The 19546-nt window shown below is 65.4% G+C and carries 19 protein-coding genes; 14 read left to right on the top strand and 5 right to left on the bottom strand.

The genetic code is table 11. The features are described 5' to 3' along the window. Nucleotides 1-13: 13 nt before the first annotated feature. The 4 genes from yjgA (at nt 14) to Q7J58_RS20540 (ending at nt 2846) form a co-directional block, all read left to right on the top strand. On the top strand, nt 14-688 hold the full coding sequence (yjgA, locus tag Q7J58_RS20525) for a ribosome biogenesis factor YjgA (RefSeq protein WP_304831763.1): 675 nt from the start codon (nt 14-16) through the stop codon (nt 686-688). Continuing rightward, nucleotides 685-1284 (top strand): molybdopterin adenylyltransferase, encoded by a 600-nt coding sequence (mog, locus tag Q7J58_RS20530; protein ID WP_304831686.1) that lies wholly within the window; start codon nt 685-687, stop codon nt 1282-1284. Before yjgA ends, mog begins: the two co-directional genes overlap by 4 nt. Nucleotides 1285-1448: 164 nt before the next feature. Further along, on the top strand, nt 1449-2348 hold the full coding sequence (locus Q7J58_RS20535; RefSeq protein WP_304831688.1) for a hypothetical protein: 900 nt from the start codon (nt 1449-1451) through the stop codon (nt 2346-2348). A gap of 21 nt (nt 2349-2369) precedes the next feature. Beyond that, nucleotides 2370-2846 (top strand): peptidylprolyl isomerase, encoded by a 477-nt coding sequence (locus Q7J58_RS20540; RefSeq protein ID WP_304831689.1) that lies wholly within the window; start codon nt 2370-2372, stop codon nt 2844-2846. Nucleotides 2847-2871: 25 nt separating this feature from the next. On the opposite strand, the gene cysE is transcribed toward Q7J58_RS20540, so the two are convergent. Together cysE and Q7J58_RS20550 are read right to left on the bottom strand one after the other, a co-directional pair. Further along, nucleotides 2872-3645: a serine O-acetyltransferase gene (gene cysE, locus Q7J58_RS20545; protein WP_304831691.1), complete on the bottom strand. Its 774-nt coding sequence runs from the start codon at nt 3643-3645 to the stop codon at nt 2872-2874. A 9-nt stretch (nt 3646-3654) separates the two neighbouring features. Beyond that, a complete protein-coding gene (locus tag Q7J58_RS20550; RefSeq protein ID WP_304831693.1) occupies nt 3655-4416 on the bottom strand; it encodes an RNA methyltransferase in 762 nt (253 codons plus the stop codon). 233 nt (nt 4417-4649) lie between these two features. Between Q7J58_RS20550 and Q7J58_RS20555 the strand changes: the two genes are divergently transcribed. The 5 genes from Q7J58_RS20555 (at nt 4650) to Q7J58_RS20575 (ending at nt 12140) form a co-directional block, all read left to right on the top strand. Then, nucleotides 4650-5606, top strand: a complete 957-nt coding sequence (locus Q7J58_RS20555) for an inositol monophosphatase family protein (RefSeq protein ID WP_304831695.1) — start codon at nt 4650-4652, stop codon at nt 5604-5606. 233 nt (nt 5607-5839) lie between these two features. Then, complete coding sequence (gene mutS / locus Q7J58_RS20560) at nt 5840-8422, top strand: DNA mismatch repair protein MutS (protein ID WP_304831765.1); 2583 nt, start codon at nt 5840-5842, stop codon at nt 8420-8422. Beyond that, entirely contained in the window at nt 8419-9246 is an 828-nt protein-coding gene (locus Q7J58_RS20565; protein WP_304831697.1) for a proteasome-type protease, read from the top strand. The genes mutS and Q7J58_RS20565 overlap by 4 nt, the downstream gene beginning before the upstream one ends. Nucleotides 9247-9253: 7 nt before the next feature. Next, the gene (locus Q7J58_RS20570; protein ID WP_304831699.1) at nt 9254-10087 is read left to right on the top strand and encodes an alpha/beta hydrolase; all 834 of its coding nucleotides are present in this window, start codon (nt 9254-9256) and stop codon (nt 10085-10087) included. 112 nt (nt 10088-10199) lie between these two features. Next, nucleotides 10200-12140, top strand: coding sequence for a PAS domain S-box protein (locus Q7J58_RS20575; RefSeq protein ID WP_304831701.1), 1941 nt, complete (start codon nt 10200-10202; stop codon nt 12138-12140). Between the two features lie 64 nt (nt 12141-12204). On the opposite strand, the gene Q7J58_RS20580 is transcribed toward Q7J58_RS20575, so the two are convergent. The 3 genes from Q7J58_RS20580 to Q7J58_RS20590 form a co-directional block, all read right to left on the bottom strand. After that, nucleotides 12205-13497, bottom strand: coding sequence for an MFS transporter (locus tag Q7J58_RS20580; RefSeq protein WP_304831703.1), 1293 nt, complete (start codon nt 13495-13497; stop codon nt 12205-12207). 19 nt (nt 13498-13516) lie between these two features. Beyond that, nucleotides 13517-14347 (bottom strand): undecaprenyl-diphosphate phosphatase, encoded by an 831-nt coding sequence (locus tag Q7J58_RS20585; RefSeq protein WP_304831705.1) that lies wholly within the window; start codon nt 14345-14347, stop codon nt 13517-13519. A gap of 135 nt (nt 14348-14482) precedes the next feature. Further along, nucleotides 14483-15061 (bottom strand): hypothetical protein, encoded by a 579-nt coding sequence (locus tag Q7J58_RS20590; protein WP_304831707.1) that lies wholly within the window; start codon nt 15059-15061, stop codon nt 14483-14485. A gap of 243 nt (nt 15062-15304) precedes the next feature. Here Q7J58_RS20590 and Q7J58_RS20595 point away from each other — a divergent pair, with 243 nt between their 5' ends. The 5 genes from Q7J58_RS20595 to yjjJ all read left to right on the top strand — a co-directional run bounded on the left by Q7J58_RS20595 (nt 15305) and on the right by yjjJ (nt 19520). Beyond that, nucleotides 15305-15733, top strand: coding sequence for a DUF2306 domain-containing protein (locus tag Q7J58_RS20595; protein ID WP_304831708.1), 429 nt, complete (start codon nt 15305-15307; stop codon nt 15731-15733). Nucleotides 15734-15774: 41 nt separating this feature from the next. Further along, complete coding sequence (locus Q7J58_RS20600) at nt 15775-16065, top strand: 2TM domain-containing protein (protein WP_304831709.1); 291 nt, start codon at nt 15775-15777, stop codon at nt 16063-16065. A gap of 100 nt (nt 16066-16165) precedes the next feature. After that, nucleotides 16166-17299 carry a histidine kinase gene (locus Q7J58_RS20605; RefSeq protein ID WP_304831710.1) on the top strand — a complete coding sequence of 378 codons (1134 nt, stop codon included), beginning with the start codon at nt 16166-16168 and terminating at the stop codon, nt 17297-17299. Further along, nucleotides 17296-18105 (top strand): LytTR family DNA-binding domain-containing protein, encoded by an 810-nt coding sequence (locus Q7J58_RS20610; RefSeq protein ID WP_304831712.1) that lies wholly within the window; start codon nt 17296-17298, stop codon nt 18103-18105. The genes Q7J58_RS20605 and Q7J58_RS20610 overlap by 4 nt, the downstream gene beginning before the upstream one ends. A 92-nt stretch (nt 18106-18197) precedes the next feature. Beyond that, the gene (gene yjjJ, locus Q7J58_RS20615; protein WP_304831714.1) at nt 18198-19520 is read left to right on the top strand and encodes a type II toxin-antitoxin system HipA family toxin YjjJ; all 1323 of its coding nucleotides are present in this window, start codon (nt 18198-18200) and stop codon (nt 19518-19520) included. Nucleotides 19521-19546 lie beyond the last annotated feature (26 nt).

The raw sequence follows: 19546 nt of genomic DNA on the forward strand, positions 1-19546 counted from the left end.
CACCCAGGAATTCATGTCCCGCAAACCCACCAAAGGCTATTTCGTCCGTGGCCAGTTCGTCGCCATCGGCAGCGAATTGGACCTTGAGCTCAAGCGCGAGCTCAAGGGCTCGGTCGACATGAGCAAGACCGACCTGAAAAAGTACAGCGACCGGCTACAGGAACTGGGCGAAAGCCTGCTGACCCTGCGCGCCGACCTGATGAAGCGGCTCGACCTGTCGGAAAAGCTGGTGGACGCAGTGGCCGAGGCCAAGCGCATCACCAACTTTGAAGGCCGCCGCCGCCAGATGCAGTTCATCGGCAAGCTCATGCGCGGCCTGCCCGAGGACACCATTGCCGCCGTGGAAGCCGCGCTGGACGAGCAAAACAAGGGCTCGGCCAAAGGCACGCTGTCGCTGCACCAGGCAGAGCAGTGGCGCGACCAGCTGATTGCCGACGACGATGCGCTGACCCGCTGGCTGCAACTGGACACCGACGCCGATGTGCAGCAACTGCGTGCTCTCATTCGCCAGGCACGCAAAGATGCACAGGCACCACAGGCCCAGGAACAGCCTGGCGAAGCGGTGCGCCACGGCAAGGCTTACCGCGAAGTCTTCCAGCTGGTCAAAGCCGTGCTGACGCGCCAGAACGCCAATGACAGCGCCGACGCCGCCGACGATGGCGCCCTTGAAGAAAACGAACAACCATGAACGACGCTCTGCAACCCGAGCCGGTGCGCATTGGCATTGTGTCCATCAGCGACCGCGCCAGCACGGGCGTGTACGAAGACAAGGGCCTGCCCGCGCTGCAAGACTGGCTCACGCGCGCGCTGAAAAACCCCATCAGCTTCGAGCCGCGCCTGATACCCGACGAGGTGGACCGCATCAGCGCCACGCTGATAGAGCTGGTCGACGCGGGCTGCTCGCTGGTGCTCACCACCGGCGGCACCGGCCCCGCGCTGCGCGACGTGACGCCCGAAGCCACGCTGGCAGTGGCCCACAAGGAAATGCCCGGTTTTGGCGAGCAGATGCGCCAGATCAGCCTCACGTTTGTGCCCACCGCCATCCTGTCGCGCCAGGTCGCGGTGGTCCGTGACCGCAGCCTCATCATCAACCTGCCCGGCCAGCCCAAGGCGATTGCCGAAACGCTGGAAGGCCTGAAAAACGCCGATGGCACGCAGAAGGTGAACGGCATCTTTGCCGCCGTGCCGTATTGCATCGACCTGATTGGCGGCCCGTACCTGGAAACGAACGACGACGTTTGCAAAGGCTTTCGCCCCAAATCGGCCGTGCGCCCGGCCCGCTGAGCCCGCGATGCGCCGGGGTCGTGCCCACGACCCACGGCCAGCTTTAAGACACCCTCGGGGAAATCCACATGCCTGTCTACCGCTGCAACCAGTGCGGTCATATCAGTGAATCGTCCGTGGCAGGCACCCAGGTGCCCTGCGCCGCCTGCCAAACACCCTGTTCCGTGTTCGACACCGCGTTCTACGTCCGCAAGGTGATCGAACGCTACGCCGCGGCGGTGCGAGAAATCAAGGCACTGAAGGCGGAGGATCAGCGCAACGCCGACAACGAGCCTGCGCCCACCGCTGACGAGCCATCCGCTGCCGATGAGGCCGGCAGCGTAGGCAGCAACGAAAATCTCGCCACCGCCGCGCAGCACGCGCCGATCGAAAAGTGGCTCAAGGCCCGCCAGATCGAGGCCCAGTTCGACCACAGCACCGTGGACACCAGTGGCTACTTCGACGAGGCCGCGCAGCAACTCGGACGGCGTTACGACCTGTTCGGCGAACTCGTCCAGCGCGTGGCCTTTGCTTACCGTAAGAGCCACACCGGTCTGAACATCGACCTCACCGGTCTGGCCCAGAAGGACGTCCAGGAGCTCACCACCCTGTGCCGGCAGCTGTACAGCCACACACTGTTCGCCCGCTACCACTACCAGAAGGTGGAAAAAGTGGTGCGCCTTACGCTGCAGTCCGCGCCCAAGGTGCGCCAGTTCTTTGAAGGCGCCTGGCTGGAGTGGTATGCCTTGCTGGAATTGCTGGAAGTCCTTCAGCAGCGCAAGCTGGGTTTTTCGTGTGCGCGAAGCGTGAAAGTGCTGTTTCCGAACGAGGACGTGCATGAACTGGATGTGGTGGCCCTGCCGGCCGGCCAATCCCCGATCTGCATCGAATGCAAGTCGGGCGAGTTCCGCCGCGACATCGACAAATACCAGCGCCTGCGCAAACGGCTGGGTATCGAGCGCAGCCGCTTCGTGATCTGCTCGACCGACATCACCGACGACCAAGCCAGCAGCCTCACCGCCATGTACGACCTCACCTTCGTGAGCCTTCAGTCTCTGCCCCGCTATCTCGCCAGCATCGTCTGACCACCACCCTGAATGAACCCCATGAAAATCACCAAAGACACCGTTGTCACCATCACCTTCCGCGCCACCGACGCCCAGGGCAAATTGCTAGAAGACGGCAAGGAACCCCGCGCCTACCTGCACGGCGGTTACAACAACACCCTGCCGGGCATTGAAAAGGCGCTGGAAGGCCAGGAAAAAGGCTTTGCGGCCACGCTGGTGTTGCCACCTGAAGACGCCTTTGGCGTGCGCGATGAAAGTCTGGTCACGAGCATCGCCAAAAAGGACTTTCCACCCGGCGTGAAGGTGGGCGGCCAGTTGCAAGGCGTGGACGACCAGGGTCGCGAACAGGTGTTCACCGTGATGAAGATCAAGGGCGACACGGTGCTGCTGGACGGCAACCACCCACTGGCTGGCGAGGTGCTGCACTTCGCGGTGAAAGTGGTGGATGTGCAGCCGGCCAGTGCCGAAGAGGTGGCGCATGGCCACGCGCACGGCGCCCACGGCCACCATCACTGATCCTGCCTGCGGCGCAGGGGTGGTTTTACTTCCCCACCAGTTGGTTCAGCTTGTCCGCCTCAAAGCACTCGCTGCGCGCCGCGTCTGCCGGTACGCAGTCGCCCTTTTGCTGCTGGGAGAGCGTTTCAATCGCCTTCCACAGCAGGGCAATCTGGTGCTCTTGGCCGGCAGCGCTGTCGATCAAGCCGCGCATGGCTTGTGAGAGCGGATCGTCTTCCTGCGTGATGCCGTAGGCCTGAAATTTGGGCTTGGCGTCTTCCATCACATCGGCGCTTTCACCGGCTTTGCTCTGGATGATGCGCGCCGGAATGCCCACCGCCGTGGCGCCCGGCGGCACCGGTTTGATGACCACGGCGTTGCTGCCGATCTTGGCGCCGTCGCCCACCACAAAGCCGCCCAGCACCTTGGCGCCTGCGCTCACCACCACGTTTTTGCCCAGCGTGGGGTGGCGTTTGGTGCCTTTGTAGAGCGAGGTGCCGCCCAGTGTGACACCCTGGTAAATGGTGCAGCCGTCGCCAATTTCGGCGGTTTCGCCAACCACCACACCCATGGCGTGGTCAAAAAACACCCGCTCGCCGACCTTGGCGCCGGGGTGAATCTCAATGCCGGTGAGCCAGCGTGCCAGGTGGGAAATAAACCGACCCGGCCACTTCAGGCCATGCGTCCAGCACCAGTGCGCTGGGCGGTGCAGCCACACAGCGTGCAGCCCGGGGTAGCAGGTGATGACTTCCCAGGTGCTGCGGGCGGCGGGGTCGCGTTCAAGAACGCACTGGATGTCGGAGCGGATGCGTGAAAACATGCGGTCAGTCTATCGCTTTGCCTTGGCGGCCATTTGCAGCATGGCTTTGGCAACACCGCGCAGGATGTGGATTTCTTCGTCGGTGGGTGCCGCGCGGTTGAACAGCTGGTTCAGGCGTGGCATGAGCTTTTTGGGCGCGGCAGGGTCTAAAAAATCCACCGCCACCAAGGCCTGTTCCAGGTGTGTGAGCATGCCTGCCAGCGCATGGGCGTCGGCGGCGGGGCGTGCGGGCTCGGCGGGTGGCAAGGCAAAGCCGCCGAGGGCCTGGCGCCAGTCATAGGCAATCAGCTGCACCGCAGCGGCCAGGTTGAGGGAGCCAAAGTGCGGGTCGGTCGGAATGCTCAGGCAGGCGTGGCAGCGGTACACGTCTTCGTTGCGCATGCCAAAGCGCTCGGAGCCAAACAAGAAGGCCACACCACCGGGCCGGTTGGATGGTGCTGCGTCGAGTGCCCCTGGAGCCTGGGCCAGCAAGGCTGCAAAGTGTTCGCGCGGCGCGCGGGTGGGCGGGCCAAAGTCGCGTGGGGTCATGGCGGTGGCGCACAGGTGGTCCATGCCGTCGAGCGCTTCGTCCAGCGTGTCCACGATGCGGGCTTTGGCCAGCACGTCGTTGGCCCCGCTGGCGCGTTGGATGGTTTCTTCGCGCCGCAGCACATTGGCCCAACGCGGGGCCACCAGCACCAGGTCGTCAAAGCCCATGACCTTCATGGCGCGGGCCACCGCGCCCACGTTGCCGGCGTGGCTGGTTTGGATCAGAACAAAACGGGAATGCATAAGGGTTCCCCCTGCGCCACTTCGCGCCGCCCCCCAAGGGGGGCCACACCAGCAAGCCCGGCAAAGACGGTTCTGCGGTGTGCTGGCGCGGTGCGTGGTCGGCAAAGATGGGGGTGTTGTGTTGAAACGGTAAAATCCGGTATTGTCGCCGCCCCGTATCGCCTGGGGCCCAGCCTTCCCGCTCTTCCACTGTCACGCGAGCCGCCCTGCGGCCGCGCAAAGGTTTACAACGTATGTCGTCCACACTCCACCCCATGCTCAACGTGGCCATCAAGGCCGCACGTACCGCCGGTACCATCATCAACCGCGCCGCGCTGGACGTGGAGTCCGTCCGGGTGTCTGCCAAGCAGACCAACGACTTTGTGACCGAGGTGGACCATGCGGCCGAAGCCGCCATCATCGACACCCTGCTCACCGCTTATCCCGACCACGCCATCTGGGCCGAAGAGTCGGGCCAACGCCCGGGCAAACACGGCGGTGCCGACCATGTCTGGATCATCGACCCGCTGGACGGCACCACCAACTTCATCCACGGTTTTCCGGTGTACTGCGTGAGCATTGCGCTCATGGTGGGCAACAAGCTGGAACAGGCCGTGGTGTACGACCCGAGCCGCAACGACCTGTTTTGTGCCACCAAAGGGCGTGGCGCCTACATGAACGACCGCCGCATCCGCGTGGCCAAACGCATCGCCCTGCGCGACTGCCTGCTCTCCACCGGCTTCCCGTTCCGTCCGGGCGACGCTTTTCAAACCTATATGCAAATGTTGGGCGATGTGATGCCCAAGTGCGCCGGTGTGCGCCGCCCCGGCTCCGCCGCACTGGACCTGGCCTATGTGGCCGCAGGTTTTACCGACGGCTTTTTTGAAATGGGCCTGTCGCCCTGGGACGTGGCCGCTGGCGCGCTGCTGGTGACCGAGGCCGGCGGCCTGGTCGGCAACTTCACCGGCGAGTCCAACTTCCTGGAGCAAAAGGAATGCATGGCCGCCAACCCGAAGATTTACGGCCAGCTGGTCGGCATCACATCCAGGTACAGCAAGTTCGCCAGCGCGGGCGACAAAGCCGCGCTGCGCCAGTCTCTGAAAAAATCGGGTGCTGAACCGGTTGCTGAAGCCGACGCCGAGACCCCAGAAGCCAGCGCACCCACCGCCACGCCTGCGGCAGGCCATGCGTCGGACGCTGCGCCGTTTTAACCATTTGACAGACCACGGGAAGTGAGCACGGGCCGGATGCGCCTCGGTCACGCCAGCCCCCATCCCAACCTTCCCCCAGAGGGGGAAGGGGCAAGACACGCCTTGGGCACAGCGCTTGAGCGTGGGCATGTCTGGCTCCCTCCCCCGCTGAGGGAGGGTTGGGGTGGGGGCTCTCCCGCGTTGTTTAACTTGAGACACATGCTTTGACCGCCCCGCTGGACAAACACACCCCCATGATGCAGCAGTACCTGGCCATCAAGGCCGGGTACCCGAACACGCTGGTGTTCTACCGCATGGGCGATTTTTACGAGCTGTTTTTTGGCGATGCCGAAAAAGCCTCGCGCTTGCTCGACATCACACTGACGCAGCGCGGCCAGTCGGCGGGCGAGCCGGTGGTCATGGCGGGCGTGCCGTTCCATTCGGTGGACAGCTACCTGGCCCGGCTGATCAAGCTGGGCGAGTCGGTGGCGCTGTGCGAGCAGGTGGGCGATGTGGCCACGGCCAAAGGCCCGGTGGAGCGCAAGGTGGTGCGGGTGGTGACACCCGGCACGCTGACCGACACCGAGCTGCTGTCGGACAAAAGCGAAGCCTTGCTGATGGCGGTGCACCCCGGCGCGCGCACCGGCTGTGGCCTGGCCTGGATGTCGGTCACGCAGGGCATTGTGTTTCTGGCGCAGTGTGCCAGCAGCGAACTGGCCGACTGGGTGGCGCGCATCGGCCCCGGCGAGCTGCTGTACAGCGCCGAGGTATCGCCCGCGTTTGAGAAACACCTGCAAACCCTGGCCAGCCAGCCCACTGCGGCGGGCGCGCGGCTGGTGGCGGTGTTGCGCCCGGCCTGGGCGTTTGACGCGGCCCTGGGCGAACGCAAGCTGCTGGAACAGCTGCAAGCCGCCAGCCTGGCCGCCTGGGACGCGCAAGACCTGCCCGACGCCCACGCCGCCGCCGCCGCGCTGCTGGATTACGCCGAACACACGCAGGGCCGCGCACTCACCCATGTGAAGAGCCTGAAGGTGGCGCGCACCGACGAGCTGATCGACCTGCCGCAGAACACCCGGCGCAACCTGGAACTGACCCACACCCTGCGCGGCGAAACCAGCCCCACGCTGTTTTCATTGCTCGACGTGTGCTGCACCGGCATGGGCAGCCGCATGCTGCGCAGCTGGCTGCTGGAACCCCCGCGCCAGCGCGCCACCGCCCGCGCCCGCCTGGGCGCCGTGGGCACGCTGCGCGCGGGCCTGTGGCACAGCCTGCGCCAGGCGCTCAAAGGCGCCAGCGATGTGGAACGCATCACCGCGCGCACGGCACTGCGCCAGGTGCGCCCGCGCGAACTGGTGGGCCTGGGTTTGACGCTGGCACGGGCACAACAACTGGCGCAACTGCTGGGCACACCCAGCGGTTTGCTGGGTCAACTGGCTGCCGATTTGCAACCGCCCACCGGCTGCGCTGAACTGCTGCACGCCGCCCTGTTGCCCGAGCCGGCCGCGCTGGTGCGCGACGGCGGCGTGATCAACGACGGTTTTGATGCCGACCTGGACGAGCTGCGCGGCATACAGAACAACTGCGACGGCTTCCTGATTGAGCTGGAAGCCCGCGAACGCGCCCGCACCGGCATTGCCAACTTGCGGGTGCAGTTCAACAAGGTGCACGGCTTATACATTGAAGTGACACAGGGCCAGGTGGACAAGGTGCCCGACGACTACCGCCGCCGCCAGACCCTGAAAAACGCCGAGCGCTTCATCACGCCCGAGCTGAAAGCCTTCGAAGACAAAGCGCTCAGCGCGCAAGACCGGGCGCTGGCCCGCGAAAAATGGCTGTACGACCAGCTGCTGGACCAGTTGCAAAGCTTTGTGCAACCGCTCACGCAGCTGGCCCGCGCCATGGCCGCGCTGGACGCGCTGTGCGCGCTGGCCGAGCGCTCGCTCACGCTGGAGTGGACCGAGCCGCAGTTTGTGCCCGAACCCTGCATCGACATCCGCGGCGGGCGCCACCCGGTGGTGCAAGCGCGGCTGAACGAAACCAGCGGCGCCAGCTTCATGGCCAACGACACGGTGTTGGGGCCGAAACAGCGCATGCAGGTCATCACCGGCCCCAACATGGGCGGCAAAAGCACCTACATGCGCCAGGTGGCGGTGATCGTGTTGCTGGCCAGCATGGGCAGCTACGTGCCCGCGCAGAGCTGCCGCCTGGGGCCGATCGACGCCATCCACACCCGCATTGGCGCGGCCGACGACCTGGCCAACGCGCAGTCCACCTTCATGGTCGAAATGACCGAAGCGGCGCAGATATTGCACGCCGCCACGCCCAACAGCCTGGTGCTGATGGACGAGATTGGCCGCGGCACCTCCACCTTTGACGGCCTGGCCCTGGCCGGTGGCATTGCCACCCATCTGCACGACAAGGCGCGCGCCTTCACCCTGTTTGCCACCCACTACTTCGAACTCACCGAATTCCCGGCCCACCACCACGCTGCGGTGAACGTGCACGTGAGCGCGGTCGAAAGCGGCAAGGGCGGCATTGTGTTTTTGCACCAGATCGAGCCCGGCCCGGCCAGCCGCAGCTACGGCATTCAGGTGGCCCGCCTGGCCGGTGTGCCCGCCAGCGTGGTGCAACACGCCCGCCACGCCCTCGCCGCGCTGGAAGCCCAGAGCGAAGAAAACCGCAGCCAGGTGGACCTGTTTGCCCCACCGCCGCTGAGCGCCGAACCCGAAACACACCCCCTGCAAGCCACCTTGCAGGGTATCAACCCCGACGCACTGAGCCCGCGCGAAGCGCTGGAACAGCTCTACCAACTCAAGCAACTCGCCGACAAAACATGACCTACTGCGTCGCCGTCAAACTCAACGCCGGACTGGTGTTCCTCTCCGACTCCCGCACCAACGCGGGCCTGGATCAGATCAGCACCTTCCGCAAAATGATCGTCTACGAGAAGCCGGGCGACCGCTTCATGTGCCTGCTGTCCGCTGGCAACCTGAGCATCTCGCAGTCGATCCGCGAAATTCTCCAGGTCGAACAAATCGACGACAACGCGGGCGGCGAGCCCATCACCATCTGGAACGCCAAAAGCATGTTCGACGCCGCCCGCGTGCTGGGTGCGGCGGTGCGCCATGTGTACGAGCGCGACGGCGAGTCGCTGCAACGCGCCGGGGTGGACTTCAACGTCTCCATCATTTTCGGCGGGCAAATTGCGGGCGAAGGCATGCGTCTGTTTCAGGTGTATTCGGCAGGCAACTTCATTGAAGCCACGTCGGAAACCCCGTTTTTCCAGATTGGCGAGTCCAAATACGGCAAGCCGGTGCTGGACCGCGTGATCACGCCCGACACACCGCTGAACGAAGCCGCCAAGTGCGCACTGGTCTCGATGGACTCCACACTCAAGTCCAACCTGTCGGTGGGCCTGCCGCTGGACCTGGCGGTGTACGAGGTGGACCGCCTGGCCTCGGACAAGATCACCTGCATCGATGAGAACAACCCCTACTTCCGGATGGTGCACAACACCTGGGGCCAAAAGCTGCGCGAGGTATTCGACAGCATTGAGCACCCCACCTGGGACGGCGCCCACACCGAGGTGCCTCTGTTGTGCGGCAGTGCGCGCAGCCAGCCGCTCAAAAAGATATCGAACGCCAAAGAACGGCTGATCTGACGCCGCGATGTCTCTCATCGTCTTTTCCCACGCCAACAGCTTTGGTGCCAGCACCTACCGCGTGCTGTTCAAGTCGCTGCGCGCGCGCGGGTTCTCGGTGCGCGCCGTGGACCAGTTCGGCCACGACCCGCGCTACCCCGTCACCAGCAACTGGCCGCACCTGGTGCAGCAGTTGGCCGACTTTGCCGGCCCCGAGGTGCAGCAGCACGGCCAGGGCGCCTGGCTGGTGGGCCATTCGCTGGGCGGGTTTCTGAGCCTCATGTGCGCGGCGCGGCATCCGCAGTTGGGCGGACACCCTGTCAAGGGCGTGCTGCTGCTGGACTCGCCCGTGCTCGGCGGCTGGCGGGCACGCACGCTGGAACTCGTCAAACGCACCCAGCTGGTGGGCTCGGTGTCGCCCGGCAAAGTGAGCCAGCGCCGGCGCAACAGCTGGCCCAGCGAAGCGGCCGCCCTGGAGCACTTCGCCAGCAAGAAAGCCTTTGCCCGCTGGGAACCTCAGGTGCTGCGCGACTACATTGCCCACGGCACACACGACACCCCCCACGGCACGGGCCTCCAACGGGTGCTCAGCTTTGACCGCGATGTGGAAACCGCGATCTACAACACCCTGCCCCACAACCTGGACCGCCTGCTGCGCCGCCACCCGCTGCAATGCCCCGTCGCCTTCATGGGCGGCACCGCATCGCAAGAAATGAAGCAGGTCGGCATGGCCATGACACACCGGCTGGTGGGCAAAGACCACCCCGAGCGCCTGCTCATGCTCGAAGGCAGCCACCTGTTCCCCATGGAAAAACCCCAGGAAACCGCCGCCGGTATTGAAAAACTGCTGCGAGCCATGTAACCGGCCAGCCTGGCCCTGGGCCGGGCGTTTTTGCGCGGTGCATCGCTTGGCCTGCAGGGTTTCGTTGGTATAAAACCATGGGCGACACGCCCAACCGCACACCGCCGCATTCATGACCAACAACACCATGCGCCCGGGCTCGCGCCTGCACCAAGCGGTGTGGCAACGCCTGACCACCTGGCAACCCGATACCCAGAGCATGTGGAAGCGCTACGCCGTGGCCGTGGTCCTCACCCTGCTGGCGACTTGGTTGCGTGTGGCGTTGGCGCCCGCCGAATCGGGAGGGCGCTTCGTCACCTTGTCACTGGCGGCGGCCCTCGCAGCCCTGTACGGCGGCTTTGGCGCCGGCATGGTCAGCACCCTGCTGGGCATGGTGCTGGTCAATTTTTTCCTGGTTGAACCGTATTTTTCCCTCGCGTTCAGCAACCTCAGGGAAGCCCTGTGGCTCAACCTTTGGCACCTGTTGGCCCAGTTGGTGGTGGTCGGGTCCATTGCCTTGATGCAACAGCAAAACCACGCGCTGCGCTTGGTCACCCAGCGCAGCGAGTTGAGCAACCAGCAACTCAAGGACACCTTTGAACACAGCGCCACCGGTATGGCGCACAGCCACCTGGACGGCCGCTGGATCCGCGTCAACCAAACCTATTGCGACCTGGTCGGTTACACGCACGGCGAGTTGCTGCGCATGCATTTTCGCGACTTCACGCACCCGCAAGATTTGGGGCTTGACCTGGATCTGCTGGCCCGCACCCTGGCTGGTGAACTCAACCACTACAGCTTCGAGAAGCGGTACATCCACAAACAAGGCCACACGGTGTGGGTTCACCTCACGCTGTCGCTGATCCGCACCACCGAAGGCGCCCCCGACTACCTGATTGCCGTGGTGCAAGACATCAGCACCCGCAAGTTCACAGAAACGGCACTGCGCACCAGTGAAATGCTGCTGCGCCAGGCACAGACCATGGCGGGCATGGCCACCTGGCAGGCCGACGTGGCACGGAACCACTTCACCACGCTGTCGGGTTCACACACCTTGCTGGGCCTGCCTTTCGCCGAATTTTCGAACGGCGACCTCATGGCCCTGACCCACCCCGACGACCAGGCCCGCATGCTGGAGAACTGGACTTCGGCCGTGCAGGGCCAGAGCGCCTACGACCACGAATACCGCGTGGTGCTCAACGGCAGCGTGCGCTGGTTTTCGGTGCAGGCCGAGTTTGAGCGCGATGCCCAGGGCCGTGCCGTGCGGGCGTTGGGCGTGACGCACGACGTGACCGAGCACAAGCGCGCACAACGGGAAATTCAGCAGCTCAACGCTTCGTTGGAGCAGCGCATCCAGGCCCGCACGCAAGCGCTCAAAAGCGCTTACGACGAACTGGAAATTTATTCTTATGCGGTCGCTCACGACCTGCGTTCACCGCTGCGCATCATCAACGGCTATGCCCAGGCTTTGCAAGAAGACGCGCCCACCCTGGACGCCAGCAGTCGCCAGCACCTGCAGCGCATCATGGCCGCCAGCACAAAAATGGGCGCGCTGATTGACGGCCTGCTGCGCCTGTCCAAATACGCCCGCAGCGCCATGCAGCGCCAGCCCGTCGACCTGAGCACCATGGCCACGCGCCTGCTGGACGAGCTGGCACACGAACAACCCGAGCGCCAGGTGCAATGGTCGGTAGAGCCCCACTTGCAAGCCCAGGCCGACCCGGTGCTGATGGAAGCGCTGTTGCAAAACCTGCTGCACAACGCCTGGAAGTACACCGGCCACACCGCTCAGCCGCAGATCCGCGTGTTGGCCCGCGAACGCGATGGTCAGCACCACTTTTGCGTGAGCGACAACGGTGCGGGCTTTGACATGGCGCGCGCCGACAAGTTGTTTCAACCCTTTCAGCGCCTGCACATGCCCCACGAATTCGGTGGCCTGGGCATTGGCCTGGCCACAGCCCTGCGCATCGTGAAGCGCCATGGTGGCGAACTGCAGGGCCATTCAGCACCCGGTGAGGGCGCCACATTTTGCTTCACCTTGCCGCCGGAAGCCTCGCCCCCGGCAACGGTCTAGGCGCCTGCCCGACTTGGGTGTCGTCGGCGGCAACGCCCACCCAACCAGAACGGCGTTGCGCAACTCAGCGCCTGGGCAAATTGCTGCTTGGCGCATCGGCCGCGGTGCCGGGCTCGCTCAGGCTGCGTGGGTCCATCTGCAACACCGCCTGCGAGCCGCCCCCCATCACCACGAAACTGGCCTTGTCTTCGGTGGGCACCGCCGCCGCCGCACGCAGGCGGTGCAGCGTGTAAAGCGCCAGCACACCCAGCACGGCGGCAAAGTACAGCATCAGGCTGGCTGGCCCCAATTGGTCCATGACCCCACCCGCCAGCGTGGGGCCAATGGCCGCGCCCACGCCATGAATCAGCAGCAGGCCGCCGGCAAATTCCACCAGCCGCGTGGAGTCGATCACGTCGTTGACGTGGGCCACCGCCAAGCCATAAATGGCAAACATCAGCCCACCCAGCAACAGCCCCAGCGGAATCAGCGCCATGCCCGACAGCGGTGTCAGCAGGTAAGCCGCGCCCGACACACCCGAACCCAGCGCGCAGACCCAGGCCAGCACCCAGCGGCGGTCGTGGCTGTCGGAATAGTGGCCCACGGGCCACTGAAACAGGGCACCGCCCAAAATGGTCGCCGCCAGAAACGAGGCCACGCCCGTGTCAGAAAACCCCACCCCTTGGGCAAACAGCGCGCCCATGCCGTAAAACGCCCCGGTGATCAGGCCCGAAGCCAGCGCCGCCGCCATGCCCATGGGCGAGGCTTCGTACAGTTTGCGCAGGCTCAGGCGCGGTGCCTGCACCGGCTCGGGCTCGTCCACCGGCGTCATGGTGATGGGCAGCAAGGCAAACGAAAACATCACCGACACCAGCGCAAACGGCACAAATCCCAGGCGATCGCCCACCAGAATCAGCCACTGCCCCACCGCCAGCGCCACGAAGTTGACCGACATGTACACCGCAAACAGTTTGCCCCGGTGCTCGCTCGGCGCCAGCGCGTTGAGCCAGCTTTCGACCACGATGTACAGGCCCACCAGGCACATGCCGGTGATCAGCCGCAACACACCCCAGAACCACGGGTCAACCCACAGCGCGTGAAGAATGGGCATGGTGGACGCCAGCGAGGCCATGGCGGCAAAAGCGCGGATATGGCCGACGCGGCGGATCACCGCCGGGCACAAATAGGTGCCCACCACAAAACCCATGAAATAAGCCGACGTGACCAGCCCCAGCGTGATGCTGGAAAACTCGGCCACCCCTGCGCGCAGGCCCAGCACCGAAAACAGCAGGCCCACACCCACCACCAACAGCCCGACGCCACTGAGCAAGGTGGACAGCCGCCACAGCAGCGGCCCCATGCCGGTGGCCGCGCTCATGGCGGTGCCTTGTGCAGGCTCATCCGACCCAGTCCACCCAGCCCATGGAGGCGGTCACCAAAATGAGCCCGCCAAAGGCAATGCGGTACCAGGCAAACGGCACAAAGGTGTGGTTGCCCACAAAGCGCAGCAGCCATTTCACACACACCCAGGCCGACAGCCACGACACCACCAAGCCCACGGCAAACAGCGGAATGTCTGCCGCGCTCAGCAGGTCGCTGTTTTTGTAGATGTCGTAAGCCGCCGCGCCAAACAGCATGGGAATGGCCAGAAAAAAGCTGAACTCGGTGGCCGCCTTGCGGTTGAAACCCAGCAGCATGGCGCCAATGATGGTGGCGCCCGAGCGGCTCACGCCCGGCACCAGCGCGGTGCACTGCACCAGCCCCACCTTCAAAGCGTCTGGCCAACGCACGCTGTCCACATCGTCAATGTGCACCTGAGTGCCCTTTTTTTGCAGGTATTCCGCCCACAAAATGACCAGGCCACCCACGATGAAACCCATCGCCACCACCACCGGGTTGAACAGCACGCCCTTGATGAAATCGATGAACAGCACGCCCGCCAGCGCAGCGGGGAAAAAACCGACCAAGATGTTCAGGGTGAAGCGCTGCGCCTGGCGTTCGGTGGGCAAGCCCACCAGCGTTTCCCACAGCTTGGCGGCGTAGAGCGAGACGATGGCCATGATCGCGCCGGTCTGAATCACCACCTCGAACAGCTTGATTTTTTCACCCGGCATGTCCAGCAGCGCGGCCGCGAGGATGAGGTGGCCGGTGGAAGAGATGGGTAAAAACTCGGTCAGGCCCTCCACCACGCCCATGATGGCGGCCTTGATCAACAACGCAAAATCCATGTTTCAGCCGCCGCGAAGGCGGTTCGCAATGAAAAGGCCAGCCAACCACTGGCCAGACACAGCCCGTGATGTTACCTGCCCAACAACCCATCACAGCGGGAATGGCCCGCTGAAAACCGGCCACGAAGACAGGATTCAGCGCCGCTGCACCGGGTCCAGCTGCAAGCGCAGACCGCCGGGCACCACCTCCAGCGCGCCCGGCTGGTAGCCCCAGCCTTGGGCGGTCCGCAAGTCTTCGGGCTTCAGGCGGTGGATCACAAAGTCTTTCAACAAGGCTTCGGCCAGAAAACCACCCAGCCGGTTGACGCGGGGGGCGATGCTGGGCGCCACGCCCGGCACATCGAAACGCTCGACCCGCACCTGGGTCAGGCGCACCGTCTGGTCGGCGGGCTCAAAGCGCAGGCTGTAGCTCAGGTCCAGCCGGCCCTGCGTGGGCCGCATGCCCAGCAACGAAGCGTCAATGCGGTAAGCCATGGCCGTGCCAATGCGGTTTTCAGCCGGCATCAGGCGCACCTGCGGCCGCTCCAGCACCACGTCAAACAGCTCCAGGTAACGGCTGTTGAACGGAAACTGATCGCCAATCATGGCGGCCAGCTTCGCTTCGGACACATGGATGCTGCGCGGGCCCAGGGGCAGCATGGAACAGCCGACCAGCCCCCCGGTCAGCAGCAGCGAGGCCAACCCGCTTATCACCGTGCGTTTGTATGTGTTCATGGGGTCATTGTAGAAATGCAAAGTCCCGCCTGGGGTTGCTGCGCCCGCGCAGCCGGTAACCGGCCGGTAAAGACAAGGCCTGGTTGCAACAGAGCGGCAACAACACGGCGCGGCTGCCGCCTGCACCGCCTGCACCGTCTACCCGCCATTTCGCGCCGGTCTGGCGTCGATCCGTCGCAAACCCCTGTGAACGCCGCTGCTGGCGCGGCACAGTGCGTGCAAAGCCCTCCTCCAAGAAGACCCATGCCACCCACGCCCGCCATCGCCATCCACCTCAGCGCCGCGCTCGGCGCACTCGCTCTCGGGCCCGTGGCCTTGTGGGCGCGCCGGGGCCACGCCGCTGGGACCAGCGGCCAGCGCCCGCGCCTGCACCGCGCGGCCGGTTATGCGTGGGTCACGCTCATGCTGGCCACCGCTGTGTCGGCCCTGTTCATCCGCGACCACAACCTGCCCAACATCGCCGGCTACACCCTGATCCACCTGTTTGTGCCCTACACGCTGGGCGGCCTGTTTCTGGCTTTTCGGCACCTGCTGCGCGGCAACATCCAGGGCCACCGCAACAACATGCTCGGCCTCTACCTTGGCGCCTGCATCGGCGCTGGCGTCTTCACCCTGCTGCCCAGCCGCATCCTGGGCCAACTGGTCTGGGGCCAGTGGCTGGGCCTGCTTTGAACCTGATTGAACCTGACATCCCTGAACAGAAAGAACCCACGATGAACACGAACGCAAACACCCACACCCTGTCGCCCGAACTCGAAGCCCTGGCTCGCAAGCGCGTCAACGCCCGCATAGGCTTCTTCACCCACGCCTGCGTGTACGCCGTGGTGGTCACAGGCCTGAACCTGCTGGCCTTCAGTCAGGGCAAAGTCTGGTCGCTCTGGCCCACGGCTGGCTGGGGCTTTGGCCTGCTGATGCACGGCCTGGGCGTGTTTGGCCTGGGCCCTGGCAGCGCCCTGCGCGAACGCCTGCTGCAGCGTGAACGCGAGCGCCTGAGCGGCCACTGAACCGCTGCGCCACCGGCCGCTGACCACGCCCTGCTCGGGCCCACCGGCGCGCGGCAGCCCATGCCAGAATGCCCCACGCTCACCCACACCACCCGCTGCCATGACCGCTCCCCCAGCCCCGACCCTGCTGCGTTGGCTGCCACCACATTGCCTGCCCGGCGTGCGCCAGCGGGGTCTCATCGTGTGGGCTGTCGCGCTCGTCATCGCCGTCTTCCAGTGGCTCACAGCCCCGCAAAACCACCCCCTGGTGGCCACGCTGGTTTACAGCTACGCCATCAGCACCAGCATCTGGTTTTTCTGCGACCCGCTGCGCATTGCGCTGCACCGCTGGCTGCACACCCCGCCGCCGCACTACTGGGCGCTGTCGCCCCGCACCGGCGCCTACATGCTGGCCAGCACCGTGCTGGGCTATGCCCTGGGTACCGCAGTGGGCGACGCCTACACCGGCCGCTCCACCTGGGAACTGCTCAGCCTGTCCCCACAGCGCTTCTGGGGCTTCTGGCTTTCTTCGCTCGGCATCAGTTGCGGTTTTCTGTTTTATTTTTACCACCGGGAAAAAGGCCTGGACCTGGAGCGCCAGGCCACCGAAGCGCGCCTCAAACTGCTGGAAACGCAGCTGGAACCGCACATGCTGTTCAACACGCTGGCCAACCTGCGCGCCCTGATTGCCACCGACCCGCCGCGCGCCATCCACATGCTCGACCGGCTCAACGACTACCTGCGCGCCACCCTCAAAGCCTCGCGCACCGACGCCCTCAGCGGCGCGCACACCCTGGCCGACGAATTCGCCCGCCTGCGCGATTACCTGGAACTCATGGCCGTGCGCATGGGCCCGCGCCTGGCCTACACCCTGAACCTGCCCGACGCGCTGCAAAACCACCCGGTGCCGCCCCTGCTGCTGCAACCGCTGGTGGAAAACGCCATTCGCCACGGGCTTGAACCCCACGTGGTGGGCGGCGCCATTTCGGTCAGCGCACACCAGGACGGCGCCCACGGCCTGCGGATTGAGGTCGCCGACACCGGTGTGGGCATGAACACCCACCCGCACACCGCAGCCCACAACACCCAAGCCAACGGCGGCGGCTTTGGTCTGGCGCAGGTGCGCGAGCGCGTGGCCAGTCTGCCCGGCGCAGGCCGGGTGGAGGTGCTCAGCCCACCCGGCGGCGGCACCACCATCCGCCTTCACCTGCCATTGAACCTGGCCCCCACGCCCGCACAACCCGCCAACCCATGAGCCCCACCGCCCTCATTGCCGAAGACGAGCCCCTGCTGGCCGCAGCCCTGCAAGCCGAACTGGCCCGCGCCTGGCCCCATCTGCAGGTCTGCGCCGTGGTGGGCGACGGCGCCAGCGCCGTGCGCCAAGCCCTGCTGCACCGGCCCGACGTGCTGTTTCTCGACATCCGCATGCCCGGCCTGAGCGGCCTGGAAGCCGCCGCCGAACTGGCCGACGCCTGGCCACAAGGCGCTGGCGCCCCGCCGTTCCCCGCCACCGTGTTTGTGACCGCCTACGACCAATACGCCGTGCAAGCCTTTGAAGCACAAGCGGTGGACTACCTGCTGAAGCCCGTGATGCCCGAGCGCCTGGCGCGCACCGTGCAGCGCTTGCAGCAACTGCTGGCCCAGCCCAGCCCAGCCCACCCCGGTGAGCCGCTGGAACACACCCTGGCCCAGCTGCGTGCCCTGCTCGCACCCGCAGCGCCGGCCCAGCCCCGGGAGCCGCTGCGGGTGATCCAGGCCAGCGTGGGCAACACCCTGCGCCTGGTGCCGGTGGACGACGTGCTGGTGTTCGAAGCCGCCGACAAATACGTGCGCGTGCTCACCGCCAGCGAAGAGCTGCTCATCCGTACCCCGCTCAAAGACCTGCTGCCGCAGCTCAGCAACACCGTGTTCTGGCAAATCCACCGCGGCACCGTGGTGCGCGCCAGCGCCATCCACACCGTCACACGCAACGAAGCCGGCCAGTTGCACCTGAGCCTGCGCGGGCGGCCCGAGGGGCACGCGGTCAGCCGGCTTTACGCACAACGCTTCAAAGCCATGTGATCGATCAATTTTTTCCATTCAAAAAATGGCAAAAATTCGCCATATTCAAGAATGAAATATGATGAACAAATATCTATTCATATTTCAATTCAATGAACCACCCCGCAACCGCTGAAACACCGGCCCTGAATGCCCTGCGCCAACTCGGCGGTGTGGCCACCAGCGCCGAGCTGCAAACCCGCCTGGGCGTGAGCCAGCCCACCGTGTCGCGGCTGCTCGCGCCACTGGTGCGCAGCGGGCAGGTGCTCAAAGTGGGGGCGGCGCGTTCGCAGCGCTACCTGCTGCCCCGCCACATCGACGGCGTGGGCGCCGAAGTGCCCATGATGCGGGTCGACGCGCAAGGCCGGGTGAGCCCGTTTGGGCGCATGGTGCCGCTGCCCGGTGGGCGCTTCTGGGTGGACGAAGCCGACGGCCTGAGCCAACTGCACGCCGGCCTGCCCTGGTTTCTGAACGACATGCGCCCCCAAGGCTTCATGGGCCGCACCTTTGCCCATGCCCACCCCGAACTGCGCCTGCCGCCCGACCTGCGCTACTGGAGCGACGACGACGTGCTCAAAGCCCTGGTGCAAGCCGGTGACGACCTGCCCGGCAACCTGGTGGTGGGCCAGCCCGCGCTGGAACGCCTGCACACGCTGGCGCAGCGCGCGGTGCGCGTGAGCGAGCCCGAACGCGACTACCCTGCCCTGGCCAACCAGGCCATGCAAGGCACCCTGCCCGGTTCGTCGGCCGGCGGCGAGCAGCCCAAGTTTTGCACCGTGCTGGGCGAGCAACCGGTGATCGTGAAGTTTTCGCCCGCGGGCAGCGCCCCGGCCGACCAGCGCCTGCGCGACCTGCTCGTGTGCGAACACCTGGCCCTGCACACGCTGGCGCAAGCCGGCTTGCCGGCGGCGCAAACGCGCATCGTCAGGGCCGGTGGCCGCGTGTTTCTGGAAGCCCAACGCTTTGACCGCACGGCAACGGGCCGCATCGGCATGGTGTCGCTGCTGGTGTACGACTCGGAATACGTGGGGCAGATGGACGACTGGGCCGCCACCGCGCGGCGCATGGCGCAGCGCCGCCTGCTCACCGAGCAAGACGCCAGCCACCTGCGCCTGCTGGAAGCCTACGGCGTGCTCATTGCCAACACCGACCGCCACTACGGCAACATTTCGCTGCTGCTGGACAACGACGACTGGCGCCTGTCACCCACCTACGACATGCTGCCCATGCTGTACGCGCCCATCAACGGCGAGCTGGTGCCGCGCGAGTTTGGCGAACGCGCCTTGCGCCCCACCGCCAACACCCTGGCCGAATGGCCGCAGGCGCGCACCCTGGCGCTGCGCTTCTGGCAGGCTGCGGCGGCCGACGAACGCATTTCCAGCGACTTTCGGGCCGTGGCGCAAGCCAACCAAAACACCGTGCAAGGGCTCGGCTGACGCGGCCAGAAGATGGCCCCGAAACC

Origin of the sequence: Hydrogenophaga sp., assembly GCF_030656115.1 — a bacterium.
GTDB lineage: Bacteria > Pseudomonadota > Gammaproteobacteria > Burkholderiales > Burkholderiaceae_C > Hydrogenophaga.

Bases quoted from the DNA above. Each gene is read 5' to 3' on its own strand.
- yjgA (WP_304831763.1), top strand. From the start codon at position 14: ATGTCCCGCAAACCCACCAAAGGCTATTTCGTCCGTGGCCAGTTCGTC.
- mog (WP_304831686.1), top strand. From the start codon at position 685: ATGAACGACGCTCTGCAACCCGAGCCGGTGCGCATTGGCATTGTGTCC.
- Q7J58_RS20540 (WP_304831689.1), top strand. From the start codon at position 2,370: ATGAAAATCACCAAAGACACCGTTGTCACCATCACCTTCCGCGCCACC.
- cysE (WP_304831691.1), bottom strand. From the start codon at position 3,645: ATGTTTTCACGCATCCGCTCCGACATCCAGTGCGTTCTTGAACGCGAC.
- Q7J58_RS20550 (WP_304831693.1), bottom strand. From the start codon at position 4,416: ATGCATTCCCGTTTTGTTCTGATCCAAACCAGCCACGCCGGCAACGTG.
- Q7J58_RS20555 (WP_304831695.1), top strand. From the start codon at position 4,650: ATGTCGTCCACACTCCACCCCATGCTCAACGTGGCCATCAAGGCCGCA.
- mutS (WP_304831765.1), top strand. From the start codon at position 5,840: ATGATGCAGCAGTACCTGGCCATCAAGGCCGGGTACCCGAACACGCTG.
- Q7J58_RS20565 (WP_304831697.1), top strand. From the start codon at position 8,419: ATGACCTACTGCGTCGCCGTCAAACTCAACGCCGGACTGGTGTTCCTC.
- Q7J58_RS20570 (WP_304831699.1), top strand. From the start codon at position 9,254: ATGTCTCTCATCGTCTTTTCCCACGCCAACAGCTTTGGTGCCAGCACC.
- Q7J58_RS20575 (WP_304831701.1), top strand. From the start codon at position 10,200: ATGACCAACAACACCATGCGCCCGGGCTCGCGCCTGCACCAAGCGGTG.
- Q7J58_RS20580 (WP_304831703.1), bottom strand. From the start codon at position 13,497: ATGAGCGCGGCCACCGGCATGGGGCCGCTGCTGTGGCGGCTGTCCACC.
- Q7J58_RS20585 (WP_304831705.1), bottom strand. From the start codon at position 14,347: ATGGATTTTGCGTTGTTGATCAAGGCCGCCATCATGGGCGTGGTGGAG.
- Q7J58_RS20590 (WP_304831707.1), bottom strand. From the start codon at position 15,061: ATGAACACATACAAACGCACGGTGATAAGCGGGTTGGCCTCGCTGCTG.
- Q7J58_RS20595 (WP_304831708.1), top strand. From the start codon at position 15,305: ATGCCACCCACGCCCGCCATCGCCATCCACCTCAGCGCCGCGCTCGGC.
- Q7J58_RS20600 (WP_304831709.1), top strand. From the start codon at position 15,775: ATGAACACGAACGCAAACACCCACACCCTGTCGCCCGAACTCGAAGCC.
- Q7J58_RS20605 (WP_304831710.1), top strand. From the start codon at position 16,166: ATGACCGCTCCCCCAGCCCCGACCCTGCTGCGTTGGCTGCCACCACAT.
- Q7J58_RS20610 (WP_304831712.1), top strand. From the start codon at position 17,296: ATGAGCCCCACCGCCCTCATTGCCGAAGACGAGCCCCTGCTGGCCGCA.
- yjjJ (WP_304831714.1), top strand. From the start codon at position 18,198: ATGAACCACCCCGCAACCGCTGAAACACCGGCCCTGAATGCCCTGCGC.